The organism is Streptomyces sp. NPDC018693 (assembly GCF_044391385.1).
Taxonomy (GTDB): domain Bacteria; phylum Actinomycetota; class Actinomycetes; order Streptomycetales; family Streptomycetaceae; genus Streptomyces.
In genome coordinates, this window is sequence record NZ_JBIRZZ010000028.1 from 1 (window position 1) to 15,062 (window position 15,062).

Annotated in this window: 13 protein-coding genes and 4 pseudogenes; 6 read left to right on the plus strand and 11 right to left on the minus strand. The window is 68.2% G+C overall.

Annotation, left to right across the window (positions count from 1 at the left end; genetic code table 11):
* Positions 1-187 precede the first annotated feature (187 nt).
* The 3 genes and pseudogenes from ACH5AC_RS37050 to ACH5AC_RS37060 all read left to right on the plus strand — a co-directional run bounded on the left by ACH5AC_RS37050 (position 188) and on the right by ACH5AC_RS37060 (position 1,600).
* Complete coding sequence (locus tag ACH5AC_RS37050; RefSeq protein ID WP_398866796.1) at positions 188-373, plus strand: hypothetical protein; 186 nt, start codon at positions 188-190, stop codon at positions 371-373.
* A gap of 130 nt (positions 374-503) precedes the next feature.
* A pseudogene (locus tag ACH5AC_RS37055) lies at positions 504-811 on the plus strand (transposase); the annotation flags it as partial.
* A gap of 129 nt (positions 812-940) precedes the next feature.
* Positions 941-1,600: a hypothetical protein gene (locus ACH5AC_RS37060; protein WP_398866759.1), complete on the plus strand. Its 660-nt coding sequence runs from the start codon at positions 941-943 to the stop codon at positions 1,598-1,600.
* A gap of 11 nt (positions 1,601-1,611) precedes the next feature.
* Here ACH5AC_RS37060 and ACH5AC_RS37065 read toward each other — a convergent pair whose 3' ends face one another.
* From ACH5AC_RS37065 to istA, 4 genes and pseudogenes are all read right to left on the minus strand, one after another.
* The gene (locus tag ACH5AC_RS37065) at positions 1,612-1,743 is read right to left on the minus strand and encodes a hypothetical protein (protein WP_398866760.1); all 132 of its coding nucleotides are present in this window, start codon (positions 1,741-1,743) and stop codon (positions 1,612-1,614) included.
* Positions 1,744-1,807: 64 nt separating this feature from the next.
* The gene (locus ACH5AC_RS37070; RefSeq protein WP_398866795.1) at positions 1,808-2,611 is read right to left on the minus strand and encodes a class I SAM-dependent methyltransferase; all 804 of its coding nucleotides are present in this window, start codon (positions 2,609-2,611) and stop codon (positions 1,808-1,810) included.
* 340 nt (positions 2,612-2,951) lie between these two features.
* Entirely contained in the window at positions 2,952-3,710 is a 759-nt protein-coding gene (istB, locus tag ACH5AC_RS37075) for an IS21-like element helper ATPase IstB (RefSeq protein WP_398866761.1), read from the minus strand.
* Positions 3,707-5,301: pseudogene (istA, locus tag ACH5AC_RS37080) on the minus strand (IS21 family transposase). The gene istB and the pseudogene istA overlap by 4 nt, the downstream one beginning before the upstream one ends.
* A gap of 338 nt (positions 5,302-5,639) precedes the next feature.
* Here istA and ACH5AC_RS37085 point away from each other — a divergent pair.
* Positions 5,640-5,876 (plus strand): annotated as a pseudogene (locus ACH5AC_RS37085) (transposase); the annotation flags it as partial.
* A gap of 565 nt (positions 5,877-6,441) precedes the next feature.
* Here the strand turns inward: ACH5AC_RS37085 and ACH5AC_RS37090 are convergent.
* The 7 genes and pseudogenes from ACH5AC_RS37090 to ACH5AC_RS37120 all read right to left on the minus strand — a co-directional run.
* Positions 6,442-7,659 (minus strand): M20 family metallopeptidase, encoded by a 1,218-nt coding sequence (locus ACH5AC_RS37090; RefSeq protein ID WP_398866762.1) that lies wholly within the window; start codon positions 7,657-7,659, stop codon positions 6,442-6,444.
* Positions 7,640-8,761, minus strand: a complete 1,122-nt coding sequence (locus tag ACH5AC_RS37095; RefSeq protein ID WP_398866763.1) for a hypothetical protein — start codon at positions 8,759-8,761, stop codon at positions 7,640-7,642. Before ACH5AC_RS37095 ends, ACH5AC_RS37090 begins: the two co-directional genes overlap by 20 nt.
* The gene (locus ACH5AC_RS37100; RefSeq protein ID WP_398866764.1) at positions 8,758-9,522 is read right to left on the minus strand and encodes a TnsA-like heteromeric transposase endonuclease subunit; all 765 of its coding nucleotides are present in this window, start codon (positions 9,520-9,522) and stop codon (positions 8,758-8,760) included. Before ACH5AC_RS37100 ends, ACH5AC_RS37095 begins: the two co-directional genes overlap by 4 nt.
* 331 nt (positions 9,523-9,853) lie before the next feature.
* The gene (locus ACH5AC_RS37105; protein WP_398866765.1) at positions 9,854-11,674 is read right to left on the minus strand and encodes an IS481 family transposase; all 1,821 of its coding nucleotides are present in this window, start codon (positions 11,672-11,674) and stop codon (positions 9,854-9,856) included.
* Between the two features lie 91 nt (positions 11,675-11,765).
* Positions 11,766-11,870 (minus strand): DUF6207 family protein, encoded by a 105-nt coding sequence (locus ACH5AC_RS37110; RefSeq protein WP_398866766.1) that lies wholly within the window; start codon positions 11,868-11,870, stop codon positions 11,766-11,768.
* 140 nt (positions 11,871-12,010) lie between these two features.
* Positions 12,011-12,754: a hypothetical protein gene (locus tag ACH5AC_RS37115; protein ID WP_398866767.1), complete on the minus strand. Its 744-nt coding sequence runs from the start codon at positions 12,752-12,754 to the stop codon at positions 12,011-12,013.
* Positions 12,755-12,908: 154 nt separating this feature from the next.
* A pseudogene (locus tag ACH5AC_RS37120) lies at positions 12,909-13,445 on the minus strand (hypothetical protein); the annotation flags it as partial.
* Positions 13,446-13,662: 217 nt separating this feature from the next.
* Here ACH5AC_RS37120 and ACH5AC_RS37125 point away from each other — a divergent pair.
* Both ACH5AC_RS37125 and ACH5AC_RS37130 read left to right on the plus strand, forming a co-directional pair.
* The gene (locus ACH5AC_RS37125) at positions 13,663-13,944 is read left to right on the plus strand and encodes a hypothetical protein (protein WP_398866768.1); all 282 of its coding nucleotides are present in this window, start codon (positions 13,663-13,665) and stop codon (positions 13,942-13,944) included.
* Positions 13,917-15,047, plus strand: a complete 1,131-nt coding sequence (locus ACH5AC_RS37130) for a hypothetical protein (RefSeq protein WP_398866769.1) — start codon at positions 13,917-13,919, stop codon at positions 15,045-15,047. The genes ACH5AC_RS37125 and ACH5AC_RS37130 overlap by 28 nt, the downstream gene beginning before the upstream one ends.
* The last annotated feature ends 15 nt before the right edge of the window (positions 15,048-15,062 follow it).

A 15,062-nucleotide genomic window follows, 5' to 3' on the forward strand; every position in this document is an offset into this window, starting at 1 on the left:
CCGACGAACCCACCATCCCGACCGAACTCACTGCATAGCCTCAAAGACGAGATCACCGAGTGGCCGTCGATACACCACTCCAGCGGACGTGACCCTGCACGAAGCCGCCCTGACCGCCCCTTACCTGGCCCTTTCCCACGACGTTCCAAGAGACTCCCTGTCAGCGCTTGAGAGCTGTCTCCGGCGCGTGCCCCTACGGCCGTTCCTGTCACCCGTCGCACCGAGGGACTTCCTGGTCGCCCCCGGCCTGGTCGCCGACGTCACACCGGACTGGGACGAGAACAAGCTCCAGGTCTGGATCGGCGCCACGCATCGCAGCGCACTGCATCCTCTCCGCCCGCTCGACATTCCATGGCAGACATTCGGCGGCTGACGGCGATCTCCGAAGCCCGGGGCATGTCGAGCCAGCTCAGGAACGGCTGCGCCCGTGCCTCCGGGGACACATAACTCAGACGACTGGCCGGGGACAACTGACCAGACAGCCGATCCGCAGCAGCTCATACGCTTCCCGGAGGACGTGGAGACCTGGAACCTACAGCAGGTCCTACTCGTCCCGCGGCAACCGCGCCCACCTGCGCAAACGCCGAATCAAGGCGGTCATCCCGGAGAAGAAGGACCAGGCCGCCAACCGGAAGAAGAAGGGCTCCAGGGATGGCCGGCCCATCAGTCACGACGCGGACCTCTACAAGGAACGGAACACCGTCGAGCGCCTAATCCACAAGCTCAAGGCATGGCGAGGCATTGCCACGCGCTATGACACCTGCGCGCCTCGATGATCTGGCTCAAGGATCTCACCCGAGCCTTTCGTTGATCACGACTCAATATGCGCCCTGACCCTCAGCGTTCGTCGCTTCGGCGCAGGAACTTCGTGAGTGCTCCAGAACTCTCCTGGGTACGGCTACTCATGCGTCGCGCAATGCTGGCGCCTACCGTCACATGCGTGTCCAAAAGCCGTGTACGTGGAGCCCGGGCCTTCGGGCGGTCCGTCCTGTATGCCGTCACAGCGCTCGTGATGATGGCGCTGGTAGTGGCTGCCGTGGTGGCGGGGAACGTCCTGTGGAACGGCGCGCCGTATCCTTCGGTCGACCCCGACGCGGTCGCGCAACGGCTCAAGGCCCGGTCCGACGAGGTGTACGACGGCTTCGCGCTGCCCGAAAAGTACACCGCGGACTCGGGCAGGGTCGATACCGGCGCCTGTTACTACCGCGGGCTGAGGAGCATCGCGCACATTGACGAGGCACGAAGCGACGTCCGCAGCTTCGGTCTCGATTGGAGCGTGCCCGACATCCCCGAAGCCACCGCCCGAGACGCGCAGCGGCGCGTGCGCCAGCAGCTGGTGCAGAAGGGCTGGAAACTCACCCACGAAGGTGACCGTGCAGGCGCAACCTTCCGCCAACTGGGCTTCCGATTCGAAAACCCGGAAGGCGGCGACCAGGTCGACGTGCGGTGGAACGACTCGACCACGACCTTGTTCATCAGCGTCTACGCCCCCTGTGGGCAGGTTCCCGACGAGTTCGTTGGAGTACGATGTGGACGCTCACGTAATTCCTCATGCGGAAGTTCACGTAATTCCCCAGCTGCTGACGCGAGCCGACGATGAGGCGGTCCGTGTCAGTCCCACCAGAGCACGACGAGAGGCTGCCGTTGGGATGCACCCCGGTAGAACTCGCGCAGGGCATTCAAGCGCCCCAGCACGTACTTCTTCGAGCCACCGACGATCTTGTCTGCGCCGTTGCCGATCAAGGAGGCGGTTTCTGCTTCGTCTGTCGGCAGGTCGGCAGGTCGGCAGCGACAACGACGAAGCGGATCAGCGCGCAGGCTCAGACGTGCCTCGCGCCTGGTCTCGGCTGGCAACCACCAGGTATCCATCGCTCTCGGGGTCGAAGGTGGTGGACTGCACCGTGAGCCCGACGCTCCGCAACTGCGCCACGAGGTCCTCGTACCGGTAGGGCCAGATGGACAACCGCTCCGAGCAGGCTCGCACTGCCCCATCCGGCTCGATCTGGGCGACCACGATCTCGAGGAAGTGTTCCTGCTCCCAGTGCTGCTCGATCTGCCAGTAGTAGCTGACGACCGCATCGCGGTCGTTGCGGCGGATGAGTCGATCGCGGACGTCTACCCGTGAGCCGGCGGAGCGCACGAGCTCCCAGTTGCGTGAGTGGAGCACAAGGCGTCCGCCCGGATTCAGCAGCCGCGACATCGCGTCCAGTGCGGTCAGGCGCCCGGCTGCGCCCTCGGCGTGCCCGAGCGAGTTGCCGACGCAGAACACCAGATCGAACGTGGAGTCCTCCAGGTGGTCGGGCAGCTCGTCCCAGCTCGCGCGGAGGGCTCGAAGCGAGACACCCTGCTCGTCGGCGGCCTTCTCGGTCCGGCGAACCATCCCGTCGCTAGCGTCTGAGGCGACCACGTCAAGGCCAAGACTCGCGAGACCGACGGCGAGCTGGCCGGTTCCACACGCGCAGTCGAGGACGCGCGCGTTGGGCGGCAGAGAGCCCACGACATCACTGTAGTAAACCGCGGCTGCGTTGGCGGGGGTCAGCCTGTCGTCCCCGATCAGCCACTCGTATACGTCGGAAAGCGTCCTATAACCAGCCACCGCGATAACCTCCATCATTCGACGACACGCGGGCTAGACCACGCCTGCGATTCGGACCTTGCGCCTCGCACTGTGCCGGGCCGTGTCAGCGAAGCATTGAGCAGGACCCAACCACTTCCGGCCGCTGAGACTCCACCGGATTTCGTGGGCAACCGCGATACGCCGCACCGACGCAGGTCCCCACTCCACCGGCGCCCGAACGGCCCCGATGGGGCCGCGGCCAGCAAGCGCGCGTTCACTGCGGAGCGCTTTAGGCTCAGCCATCCAAACTGATTGCCGAAACGCCGCGTCCGGATGAAGGACCGCCAGCGACTGCCTCTACTGCCACGTATTCCGACGACGTCCACCGGTTTTCCTATTTGGTCTTGTCGGTGGGGTTCCTGGGCCGCTTGGTCGGGCGGTAGCTGGGCCCGTTCATGATCACCTGGTGGCTGGTGTTGATGAGCCGGTCCAAGAGGGACTCGGCGACGACGGGGTTGGGGAAGAGGGGATACCAGTCGCTGGGCGCCCTGTCGCTGGTGATGATCAGCGAGCGTCCCTGCCGCTCGGAGACGAGCTCGTAGACGTCGTCGGCCTGGGCCGCGGACAGCTGACGCATGGCGAAGTCGTCGAGGATGAGGACGTCGGGGCGAACGAGTTCGCGGACGCGTTTCTCCCGGGTGCGGTCCGCGTGGCCGCCGGCGAGGTCGGCGAGGACGCGGCTGGTCTTGGCGAAGCGGACGTGGGCGCCCTGGCGGACGGCGAGGTGGCCGAGGGCTTGGGCGATGTGGGTCTTCCCGACGCCGACGGGGCCGAAGAGGATGACCGATTCGCAGGCGTGGAGCCAGCGCAGGGCTCCCAGGTCGCGGATCTGGGCGGCGGGCAGTTTCGAGGAGGCGGTGAAGTCGAACTCCTCCAGGGTGACCTGCTGTTCGAACTTCGCTCGCTGCAAGCGCCGTTGGAACGCGGCGGTCTCGCGACGGGTGATCTCGTCCTGGCAGAGGACCTGGAGGAAGTCGAGGTGGCCGAGCTCGCCGCCATGGGCCTGGGCGAGGCGGGCGTCCAGGGTTTCCAGCATGCCGGACAGTCGCAGGGCCTTGAGCGACTCCCGCAGGGCGGCGTCCATCACAGTCATCGGGCTTCCACCTCGGTTTCGTCGTGGAGTTGGTCGTCGTGGTCGTCGTCCGTCGTGTCGGAGGTCGCGACGGTGGCGAAGAGCCGGGCGGGACCGTGGAGGAATGCCGCGGCCCCCGCGTCTCCGCTGGTCTCGGGCTCGGGGTCGGTCTCGGTGCCGGCGATGAGGATGCCCTTGATGGTGCGGACGGGTCGCCGACCGCGATGGCCCTCGCGCAGGCAGCCTCCAGCCGTGTGTCGCCGTACTTCTTCCGCAGCCCGAGGACCCCCTGGGCAGCGCGGAGCCGATAGAGGACGTTGACCTCCAGCAGTTGGTCGACGACCTCGCGGCAGGCGTCACCGACCTCGGACGCCTGGCTGCGGCACCAGACCGGCGTCCGCATCTGGAAGGCGATCTTCTCCGGCGGATAATCGCTCTTGTCCGTGCGTTTTCCCTGTTCAAGAGCAGTGTGGGTCTTGACGAGGGAACCGTCGTGGAAGACCTGGACCATCGTGGCGGTGGAGCGGACGTCGACCTTGCGGCCGACCAGCTTCCACGGCACCGAGTGGAGGGTGCGGCCGACCTTGATGTGGATGTCCGGGCCGACCGTGGCCGTCGACCAGCGGGCCAGCACGAACGGAGTCGGCGGCAGAGGCAGCAGTTCGGCCGCCTCCAACGCGTCGAACACGGCCATCGGGGCGGCCCCGCCCAGCGGCCGGCACTTCCGCCGCCCGGCGATCTGTTGACTCCAGGTCACGGCCTCGGCCTGCATGTGCTCGATCGAGGCGAACTCCCGTCCTCGCCAGAACGAGTCGCGGACATAGGGCATCGGCCGCTCGACCCGCGGCTTGTCCTTCGGCTTCGCCGCCCGGGCCGGATCGACCAACGCTCCGTAGTGAGTGGCCAGTTCCGCATACGCCTTGTTGATCTTCGGGTCGTAGAGGTCGGGCTTGTCGACACCGGTCTTGAGGTTGTCCGGGACGAGCCGGCGCGGGACGCCGCCGAAGTAGCGGAAGGCCGCGACGTGCGCTTCCGTCCACGCATGCTGGTCCAGGTGCAGCACCGGCCGGACAAACATGTGCCGCGAGCACGGCAGCACCATCACGAACGCCCAAACCCGATGGCGTTTCCCGGACCGCGGATCGATCCACTGCCCCAGGATGCCGTAATCGATCTCAGCCTCCGAACCGGGCTCGATCTCGTCACGCAACACGGTGACCTGCGACTTTGCCACCTCGTCCGGCAGCGTCGCGTGCACCCAGCGACGGAACGAGGAGATCGACACCTGCAGCTTGTGCTCGTCGCGCAGCCGTTGGTGGATCGTCGAGACGGTCACCGTCCCGAGCAGGCTCTTGATGTAGTCGCGGTGCTGGTCGATGTCCGGCCAGGTCACCTGCCTCAGCCGTCTGTCGATGAGTCCGGGGAACCACTCCTTGATCAGCTTTGACCAGTCAGCCTCGCTCATCGGCGGCCCGCCCGGGCTGATCCCGGCCGCTTCCGCCGGGGCCAGGTACTTCCTGACCGTCTTGCGGTCCACCCCCAGCGACGCGGCCAGCTCGCTCTTCGAGCGACCCGCGTACCAGTGGACGTAGATCTCGGTGATGTCGACCACGACGAACGTTCTCCTCGCCATCCGGGCTGCCCATCGGCCATCCGAACCACGGAACGAGGAACATGAGCAGCTCCGCGACGACCAGGTCCCTCGATCCCGACCTCCGCGCTACCCATGGCCAATTAGGAGAATTCGGGATGGGGAATTACATGACGCTCAAACCGCCCAACCTGGGAAAAACTTGATCGTCGACATACGACTGGTCTGAGGCGGACTGGCGCCCGAAAGAGCAATCCGCCGGGCTTTGAAGTGCTCCTCCCGTTCCTGAGGATTGGATGCGATTCGTCACTCGGCTGGATTCGTTGGCCGAACGGCTGGCTTCATTGTCAAGAGACAGCTACATCGCCGAACGCGACTGGCTCACCGTCTACCAACTCCCGGCCTACACACCGGACCTGAACCCGGTCGAGGGCATCTGGTCGGTACTACGGCGCACCACCACGGCCAACCGCGCCTTCGCCGACCCACACGACCTGATCACCGCCGTCCGGCGGGGCCTACGTCAGCTCCGGTACTGTCACGACGTCCTCGACGGCTGTCTCACCGGGACTGGACTGTCGCTCGCCTCACCATGACGACATCACGCTTTGAAAGTCAGTAGCCTTATCCCACCCGGCTTGGATAAGGGCTAAAGCCTGTGGGGTGCGGAGAACCAGCAGGTCAAAGCAGGTTTAGCGGTCGCAGGCGCCTCCACATCCCCCTCTGGCCGGACCGCCTCAGTGAGCTGTCAAGCCACCGCCAACGCAGCGCGTGTCCGTGCGTCGTACGGCGAACTTTGATGACGGCCTGGCCCTGTTGCAGGGGCCCGGCGTGACGGCGTCCGATGCTGTCCGACAGGCGGTGCGGCTCGTCGCGCAGGCACAGCGGTACGCCGACCAGTGGGCGCAGACTCACGGCGGCCGACGGCCGTCGGTACTGTCCATTCGGACTCGTGACCTGCTGCCGGTGGCATCGGTGTCCGACGGGGCCGAGCCGGGCGTGTGACGCGTCAGGGCCCATCCGCCGGACGCAGGGGAGCCCTGTCATACGTGCAGGCCAGGGAGGGGAATGCGATGGGCACGCGCGAGGACATTGCGCGGGCGGCGAGCATTTTTGCATCTCACGTTGGCGAGGTGTGCTGCCCGGCCGACCGGGTGCAGCTCAGGCGAGGGCATCGAGACGGTGTGACAGGAACCCTGCCATCGCCCGGACCCCGATCCCGATCGCGTGCTCGTCGGCAGCGAAGTCCGGGGAGTGGGGGAGCCCGTTGATGCCCGCTTCCGGGTTGGCGACGCCGAGGTAGAACATCGCTCCGGGCACCTGGTGCAGGAAGTATGCGAAGTCGTCGCCGTTGAACGGATACGCGGCATGCAGCACCGTGACCGCGTCCTCGCCCAGGGCGCCTCGCAGGTACGTGGCTGCCGCCGCGCTGAGGTCCGGCGAGGACACCATGGCGGGAAACGGCTGCTCGGTGAACTGCGCCCGCGCACCGGGGATCGCATCCACCCGGTGCTGCACCTCGTCGCGGATCTCGGTGTACCGGTCATCGGGCCAGGCCCGCAGATAGGCGTGCACGCGCGCGCCATCATCGCCCGAGCTCGAATGGGACAGGGCGTGGACAAAGCGCGCCAGCGGGCCGTCCGGGGTCTGCATGTCGTCCATGAGCTGCTGGAGCTGTCCGGGCGTCTGCGGGCGCCCGACAGTCGACAATCCGTCGATCATGGCGACGAGCCGCTTGGTGTCGTCGGCGGCGCCCGGCCCCGCCAGCTCGATCCGGAAACGGTCTTGCCCCGGCTGACCCGGCCCGACCGCGAACGTGCCGACCGGAAGAGGGCCGCAGTGCAACGCGTAAATCTCCTGCGGCGCGGTTCGCTCCAGGATCCCGTCCTCGATCATCGCCCGGGCGCCCTCGCACGTCTCCTCGGCCGGCTGGAAGACGAAGACGACCCGGCCGTTCAGCCGCTTCCGCAGCCGTGCGAGAACCATGGCGATGCCCACCCCGATCGCCGTGTGCAGGTCGTGGCCGCACAGGTGGGCCGCCCCCGGGACCTGCGAGGCGAAGGCACAGTCGAACAGTTCGTCGTCGTCGACCGCGTCCATGTCGGCCCGGTAGGCGACGGTCGGGCCCTCACCCGCACCGTCGAGCACCGCCACCACACCATGGCCGCCCACGCCGGTTGCGACGGCCAGACCCGCGGCGCGAAGCCGCTCGGCGACCAGTGCTGATGTGCGCCGCTCCTCACCGGCAAGATCGGGATGCCGGTGGATGTCGCGGCGCATCCCGATCAGCTCATCGTCGATCTCGGCCGCAATCTTGTCGATCATCGCGTGGTCCAGCGCGGAAGACATGCGCCGGAGGCTACACGAGCCGATCTCCAACCCGGCCTCGAAGTTGAAAAAGGCTCACTACCGATGCGGGCAGACCGGGATAGGGCCATTCCAGGTCCTCGCCCCAGTCCGCCGGCATCGGCAGCGGCATCGTCACATCCCGCAGCAGCATCGCGACGTCGACCGATGTGTCGGAGACCAGCGTCAGCCGGAAGGCGACCAGCGAGTGCGTGCAGACGTCCAGGGCCAGGGTGAGTTGCATCTTCACCGGGTCGCCGAAGACGTGCTCGCGGACCATGACCGGCAGCACCGTGGTATCCAGCGCGACGACCGGGCTCGGCCGGTGCACCAGGATGTGCCCGTCCGTCTCCGGCAGTTGGGCCGACCGCGCGTAGCGCTGCCGGGCGCCGTCGGGGTCGAACCACTCCTGCCAGAGGCGGCGCAGGGTGTCGTAGCTGGGCACCTTGGTCTCCGGCCCGAACTCCTCGCGGACGTACTGGCGGATCATGCGGTCCTTGGTCCGCATCGACACCTTCGCCATCCGCTTCGTCTCCTCGCGAACCGCCAGGACGGCCTCCCGCACATCCTCGGAAACCGTCCGGGTTCCGCCGCTGCGGCGCAGCCATCGGTCGTCCGCGCAGCCGACCAGCCCGAACCGGCGGCGGGCGTTCTCCCACCGGATCAGCGTGCGGTAGCCGACCGAGCCCAGCCCCAGTAGCTTCGCGTGCTGCGGATCCAGGGCCGCCAGCTCCGCCACCTTCGCATACCGACGCTTGGTGAGCGTCGTCGCCGGGTCGTACTCGGGCTTCGGCTCGCCCGGCCCCGGGTGGAACGGGCCACCGGAGCAGAAGCCGGTCGCTACTTCCAGCAGGTGTGCCATCCGCAGCTCGGAGAGCTCCAGCCGGCCCGGTTTCAGGTCCTCGGACGCCTTGCGCTGGCGGCCCCGGTCGGCCCCCGCCGACGACGTCCGCGACGACGGTCGGCACTGCGGATGGTTGGCCAGGAACCTGAAGGTCACCCTCTCCCGGATGCCGTCGTCCCTCACCAACTGCACCCGGCCCAGGCGCGGTTCGCGCCGTTCGACCGTCCACTCCGTCCCGTCCAGCACCAGCCCGGCGCCGGGGCAAAGGTCCAGCACCGCCGCTGCGGTCACCTGCCCGTCTCCCCGGCGGGCATCACGACCCAGCGCTCCTGAAGCGGGCCGGTCAGGTCGACTCCCAGCTGCCGGGACCACAGCAGGTGCAGCAAGTGGGCCCTGGCAACTGGCTCGCAGCCCGTCGCCGCCGCGAGCTCGCCGAACCTCCGCCCGCCCGCGGCTGCGGCGAGCAGCACCGGCCGCAGACCCAGCGGATCGGACCTCAGCCGACGCCGCGACGCCATCGCGTCCAGTCCCGCGAAGGTGTGCTCGCGCCAGCGCGCAGCCACCGCGTAGTGCCAGCCGCAGGCGACAGCAACCTCGGCGGCCGCGGCGAACGACTCCCAGTCCTTCTCTCTGATCAAAGGTTCGGGGCGTACGTCGATCAGCCAGACGTCGTGGCGCGTCACCGCGAGATAGTCGGGGGTGTGGGAGCGGCGTTTCCCGCTGGTCCCGAAGGAGATCTTCAACGGCTGCGAGACGACGTCCACCACGTCGCCGGCGAAGTCCGGGGCCAGCAGTACCCGGCTCTCCTGCAAGCTCTCCGCGCCGTGGTGACGGCCGGTGCTGGTCAGGAACTGCAGGCCGGGACGGTGCCGTTGGTCTCGGCGCCAGGTGAAGTGCCGCATCGGGTCGCTCGTGAGCACCGGCTCCTGTACGAGATCCTGTACCGCACAGGACGCATCGTCCCCGTCCGCTCGCCACGAGACCGCCCACCGTCTCGTCCAGCCGTCACGCAGATCCAGACCGGACCTGCCCGCGTCGACGTCCGTCGACACGAAAAGCTCCTCCCACCTGCACTGATGCGACCACACGGACCCGGTGTCGACGGCTTCGACTACCCTTCCCGCCCCAGCGCGCGTAGCGACCATGAGCCCATGGAAGCGCCGCGGAGAGCCCCCGGCTCCCGATCTTCGTTTCTGGTGACAGAAAGAGTGCTGAATGAGCGCATGCGATAAGTCGAATGCTGTGTTTGTGACAACCAGGCTGCTTCGACCGTTCCACTTCGGGAGATTTCAGGTCCAGTGAGACGCCGCGTCCTGGGGGCGAGGGCCGGACGGCGGCTGGCTACCCCTCTGGGTGCGGCGGAGCCGGTGTCGGTGTGAGGTCTCAGGACTTCCTTGACGGTTTGTCGTCAGGAGATCCTTGACGGTCCTTCTGGGTGCCCACGCCCTTGACGTAGAGCCTGGTGATCGGTCCGAGGTTCTTGCGGGGCCTGACCGCGAGTTCGTCCTCACCGTGCAGGATCCGGTAGTGGGTGTCCTCGATGACGACAGTGACGATCTTTCCGGCATGCCGCGGGCCGAGCTTGATGAACTGGCCGTTGATCATGAAGCGGCCGCTCGCGTGTACCTTGCGTTGGGCCCGGATGGCCCCGGCCGGCAGAGGCGGTGGAGGCAGCGGGCACGTCGCAGTTCGTGCCCCGGGGATCTGCCCCAGACGGTCGGCCGGAACGGGGCAGGGCCAGGTTCCCATCAGTGCGTTGTCGGCGATGGCGTGCATGAGGTGCCCGTCGAGGCGGAGGGTGATCGTGCGGCCGGCGAGGGCGAATCCGACCTGGTAGCGGCCTCCGGCCAGACAGACGATCCCGTCGCGCATGACCTTGCGGTCGACCTCGACCGATTCGCCGGCCGCGAGGACGGCCTTTCCGCTGCGGGCCCTGGGCAGGGCGGCGGCTGCGGGTTCAGGGCCAGCCGGGCGGGCGCCGTAGCGCATGGTCAGGTAAGCGATGTCCTCCGGCCGCAGCCGGGACGGGACCGTGGTGATGAGGTGTCCGTCGAGAAGGAAGTGGACGCTGCGGTGGTTCGCCCAGACCGTCAGCGTCCTGCCAGCCAGTGCCTGGTGGATGCCGACTCGCTGCCTGCCCGTCACCAGGGTGATCTCACCGCTGGGAGGCACCCGCACTGCGAACTCGATCGCGGTCCCCTGCGGCGGCAGGACCGGTGGCTCGACAACCTCGATGGACAACTCCGGCTCGGCCACTACCTGTTCAGGATGCTCGCCCTCGCGGCCGACGACGGCGTGGGGCCGGAAGAGACTGATGGGGGTGGCCATGTGCAGGGCCTGATGTGGGCGCTGGTGGTTGTAGGCATGCACCCAGCCGTCGATCGCTTCCTGGGCCGCGGCCAGCGACTCGAACGGCACCACGTGATCGAGGAACTCCTCCCGCAGGGTGCGATGGAAACGCTCGATCTTGCCAGTCGTGGTGGGCGAGCGAGGCTTGGTCAGCCGCTGCGTGATGCCGTTCTCCCGGCAGATCCGCTCGAAGAGCACCTCCACCGGCTGGGGACGGGTATGACGGCCGGTGAACTGCTTGCCATTGTCCGTCAGGACCTCGAAGGGCACCCCGTAGCGGCGCATCGCGGCGGTGAAGGCCGAGCACACCGCGCGGGCACTGGGCACGGCCACGACGGAGGCGATCACGACGAACCGGGAGTGGTCGTCGATGCCGGTGACCATCTTGCACTCCCGGCCGTCGGCCAGCGGAACCCCGCCGACCAGGTCCATCTGCCACAGGTGCATGGGCGCTTCGCGCTGCCACCGGCGGTACTTGCGGGGATGTTGCTGTTCCTGGGCGCGGACGAGGCCGTTGCGGGACAGCACCCGGTGGACCGTGGCCCGCGACGGCGGGGACCCGAGCCCGCGGCCGGCCAGCTCGTGGGAGATCCGTCGGGCACCCCACCGGGGATGCCGGCGGCGCAGTTCGCAGATCTCGGCTTCCACCTCGGCGGACAGGCGGGTGGGGCTGTTCCGCGGGCGCCGGGAACGGTCCAACAGACCGGGCATGCCCTCCTGCTCGAACCGCCGCCGCCAGCTGTGCAACGTCTGACGCGAGGTGCCGTACCGGGCCGCGACCTCACCGATCGGAGACCCGCCGAGCACCTCGCGGACAGCCCGGTAGCGGTACTCGGCCAACTGCTGTACATCCACGACTACTTACGGAAGCACCGCTGCCTCACCGGGGGACGGGAGATGGCGGACGTTCAGCCGAACGTGTCAACCATGTCCAGAGCACAAACGGTCAAGCATCTCCTGAGACCTCACATCGAGAACACGCTGCGACGTGGACGACGGCCAGGCCCGGCTGCGCCACGTGCGCTTCGCTGGTCGGCTTCATGCCCGGCATGACGCGGCCGTGCGCCTTGCAAGTTCCCGTGCCATGGCACGTTCACTCGACCGAGTAGCGCCCTCACCCGCACCGTGCCCCGCCCCCCGGCACCCCTCGCTGCCGTCGATAGGCGCTCACCCGCCGGAACCTGATGCGTTTCACGTCAGCGTTGCGGTCCGGGGGCCGACCCGTTCGTAGGCGCAGTGCTTGGTGGCCGGATCCAAGACGGCGACCTTCAGCGGGCTTTGGGCGGCTTCCTCGATACGCAACAGCCAGGCCCGGCCGGGGACCAGGATGGTCAGGTCGGCAGGCCACCGGGCGAGCGCCGAGGGGTCCGGGCACACCACACCGGCCAGCTGGAACGCGGCCCCCGGGCGCGGCCGGCTGTAGAGGAGCAGCCCGTTGCCATGGGCGGGGCTCTGGTCGCCGCATGCGACGGCCTTGCCGGAGGCGGAGCAGACCAACTGCATGAACGCGGGCCACAGCGCAGCCTTGATGCCCGCGTGGTCGAAAAAGTCCCTCAGCCGCTCCTGCTCCGCCTGCTGCTCCTCGTGCGCCGCTTCCTCGGCGGCCAGCCGACGGTCCTCGGCGGCCAGTCTGCGCTGCTCGGCGGCCAGTCGGGCTCGCTCGGTAGCAGCGGCCTGCTGCTGTGCGGCCCGTCGGCGTTGCTCGGCCGCAGCCGCCTGTTGGACGGCTTCGGCATCGGCCTCCAGCCGGGCGCGGGCGGTGGCCAGTTGGACGTGGGAGTGGGCGGTCCACCACACCGTGCCGTCCGGACCGGTATGGGCATGGACCCGTCCCTGAAGGATCCACCGGACCGCCTCGTCCAGACAACAGCTGATGTGCGTCCACGCCGCCTTCGTCTTCACCGTGCGTGGCGCCGCCCAGCTGTAGCGCGCCATGCCATAGCGCACCGTCCATGCGTCCCCGCGGTCCCTGGGGGGGCGCTACCCGCAGGGAGGGCACGCCGCGCTCCCACGGCCGCTTCTCCACCGCCACCCAGCACACCGCCACTCCGTCCGCCGCGTAGCGGTCCGTCCGCATCCGCGCGTCCTGCGCAGTCATGGGCGACAACTGAGCCTCCAGCGCCATGAACGGCCGGTCCTGCTCATCGAAGACCAGCACGTCGGCACGCCAGGTCCGGGCTTCGTTGCTGACCTCCAGCTCAGCTCTGAAGCCTGCCGCCCGGGCGGCGGTGGCCAGCTCCAGCTTCAGCAGATGGTGCTCAGGCGACTCGTTCGCCAGCGCGCAGTCGTGGGGCCGCACCTGGTGGTAGAAGTGCCTGGCGCGGTGGGGGGAGATGCGCGCGAACACCCTTCCCCGGCACTCCGGACACGCCAGCTCCAGACCTTTCACGCGGTGGACGTCCGCCCAGGACCGGCCACACCCAAGATCGTCCAGCGAGGCATCCAGCCGGCCCCAGCGCGCATGCACAGCGGTGTACCCCATCGGCCCCTCCCGTGTGGCCCGAGAAGGACAGCATCCCCTCCCGCTGGGACGGCGATACACCGGATGCGGACGCGCGGCTCGGGCCGTTCGTGCGCCGATGAGCCGGTCCGGCCGGCGGCTGGCGGTGCCCGGCGGCGGCAGCATCGGCCGGACACAGGGTGCACCGCCGACGGGCCCAGTCTCTCCCACGACCGACTCGGCCCGGAGCCCACGCTTCCCAGGGGGACGGCCCGGTCCGGCCCATGAGCTGTCCCCAGGACCACCCGTCCCGCCGTTCGATTCGCTCGCGCTTCACCGCCCGGAGCTGTGCCCCGGGTAATGGGGGTCTCGCGGGCGGCGAAGTGCGCTACGTTCGTGCCGCATGGAAGCAACATCCCAACTGCGTCAGGCCGTTCTTACCTGGCTCGAGCAGGCACGCGATCTTCCCTCCATACCCCAGGCCATCACCGACGTAGCACTGTCGGCGCAGCCGGAGTTCGAAGCTGTGATCAACGCGGTGGTGAGTGCCGCGCCGAAATCCGAGCACCGCGACCTGTACGGCAAGGTCGACGGTGACTGGCTGCCCCGGTGGTCCACGCTCCTGGGAGATCGAGACTGGGTGATGCGATCCGTCTGGTGGCCCAGGGCGCGACGGTGCCGGTGAAAGACGTCGCGGACAGTTTCGTCGCCTTCTGCACGGCCCCCGCTCCGGCAGCGGAGGACTGGCTGCTCCTCACCGGTGACCTCCCTGTGGGGACACGAATCCCGCTGGGCCGCTACACCCTGCAGGCCTTCACCGCCGACGAACTGAGGCAGCTGGGCCCCATGCCGGCCCTCCAGGGCCTCCAGCCGGGCGGGCTCGATCTCGATCTCCTGGCCGGTGCACCGTTCGTCCACGCCCCGAACCCCGAGCGCGCGCCGGACCGCAGGGACACGGGCTGGTTCGACTTCGCCGGTCCACGTCCGGAATCCCTGCACTGGAGGGCGTTGCTGCCGTTGATCCTGTGGAGTGAGGAGCTGCTGCACGTCGACGCGGTGTTCGGCGTCGAGCGCGGCCGCTACTTCGACCTGAACCGAAACCAGGTGCCCACCACCATCCAGATCTACGAGGACCGTCACGGCGTCCCGGAAGAAGTCGAAGTCCGCGAGACAGGCAGCTTCTACGCTGCTTCAGCCGCTCTCCCGCGGCTGCAGGCCTTCTGCTCCGCGGTGACAGCGAAGATCGATGCCGTCATGGACGGCATCACCAGCGGACGGAGTCTTCCCAGGAAGCGAGCCCGCCGCTTGGAGCGAGCTGCCCGTCACCTGCTGCAGGCCTACCAGCGCACCTACAGAGATGACGGTGTGTGGGAGGAAGAAGCCGACGAGCGGCTTCTGGACTACGTCATCGCGCTGGAAGCCCTGATGGTCAGCCCCGACGACAAGCACGAGGGCATCAGCGAGAGGATCCGGACCCGGACGGCGGCCCTGTTCCCCAGCCCTGTGCGCGCGGGCGTCGAGAGCAGAGTGCAGAAGGCGTACAGCGCGCGATCGAAGTACGTACACGGAGACCTCCTCGCCGACCAGAAGGAGGCCGAACTGCGTGAACTCAGATTGCTCGTCCGGCAGGTCGTCCTGCGCTGGCTCATCCTCACCCCCTACGACACTCAAGACCTCGCACCTCGTCTCGACGCCGCAGCCCACTGCACCAGCTGCTCACGCGCCATCGACGAACCCCTACGCGCCTTCTTTCAGGCATCACCGCCACAGGAGGATGTCCGGGCCTGAGACAGCACTGCCTCC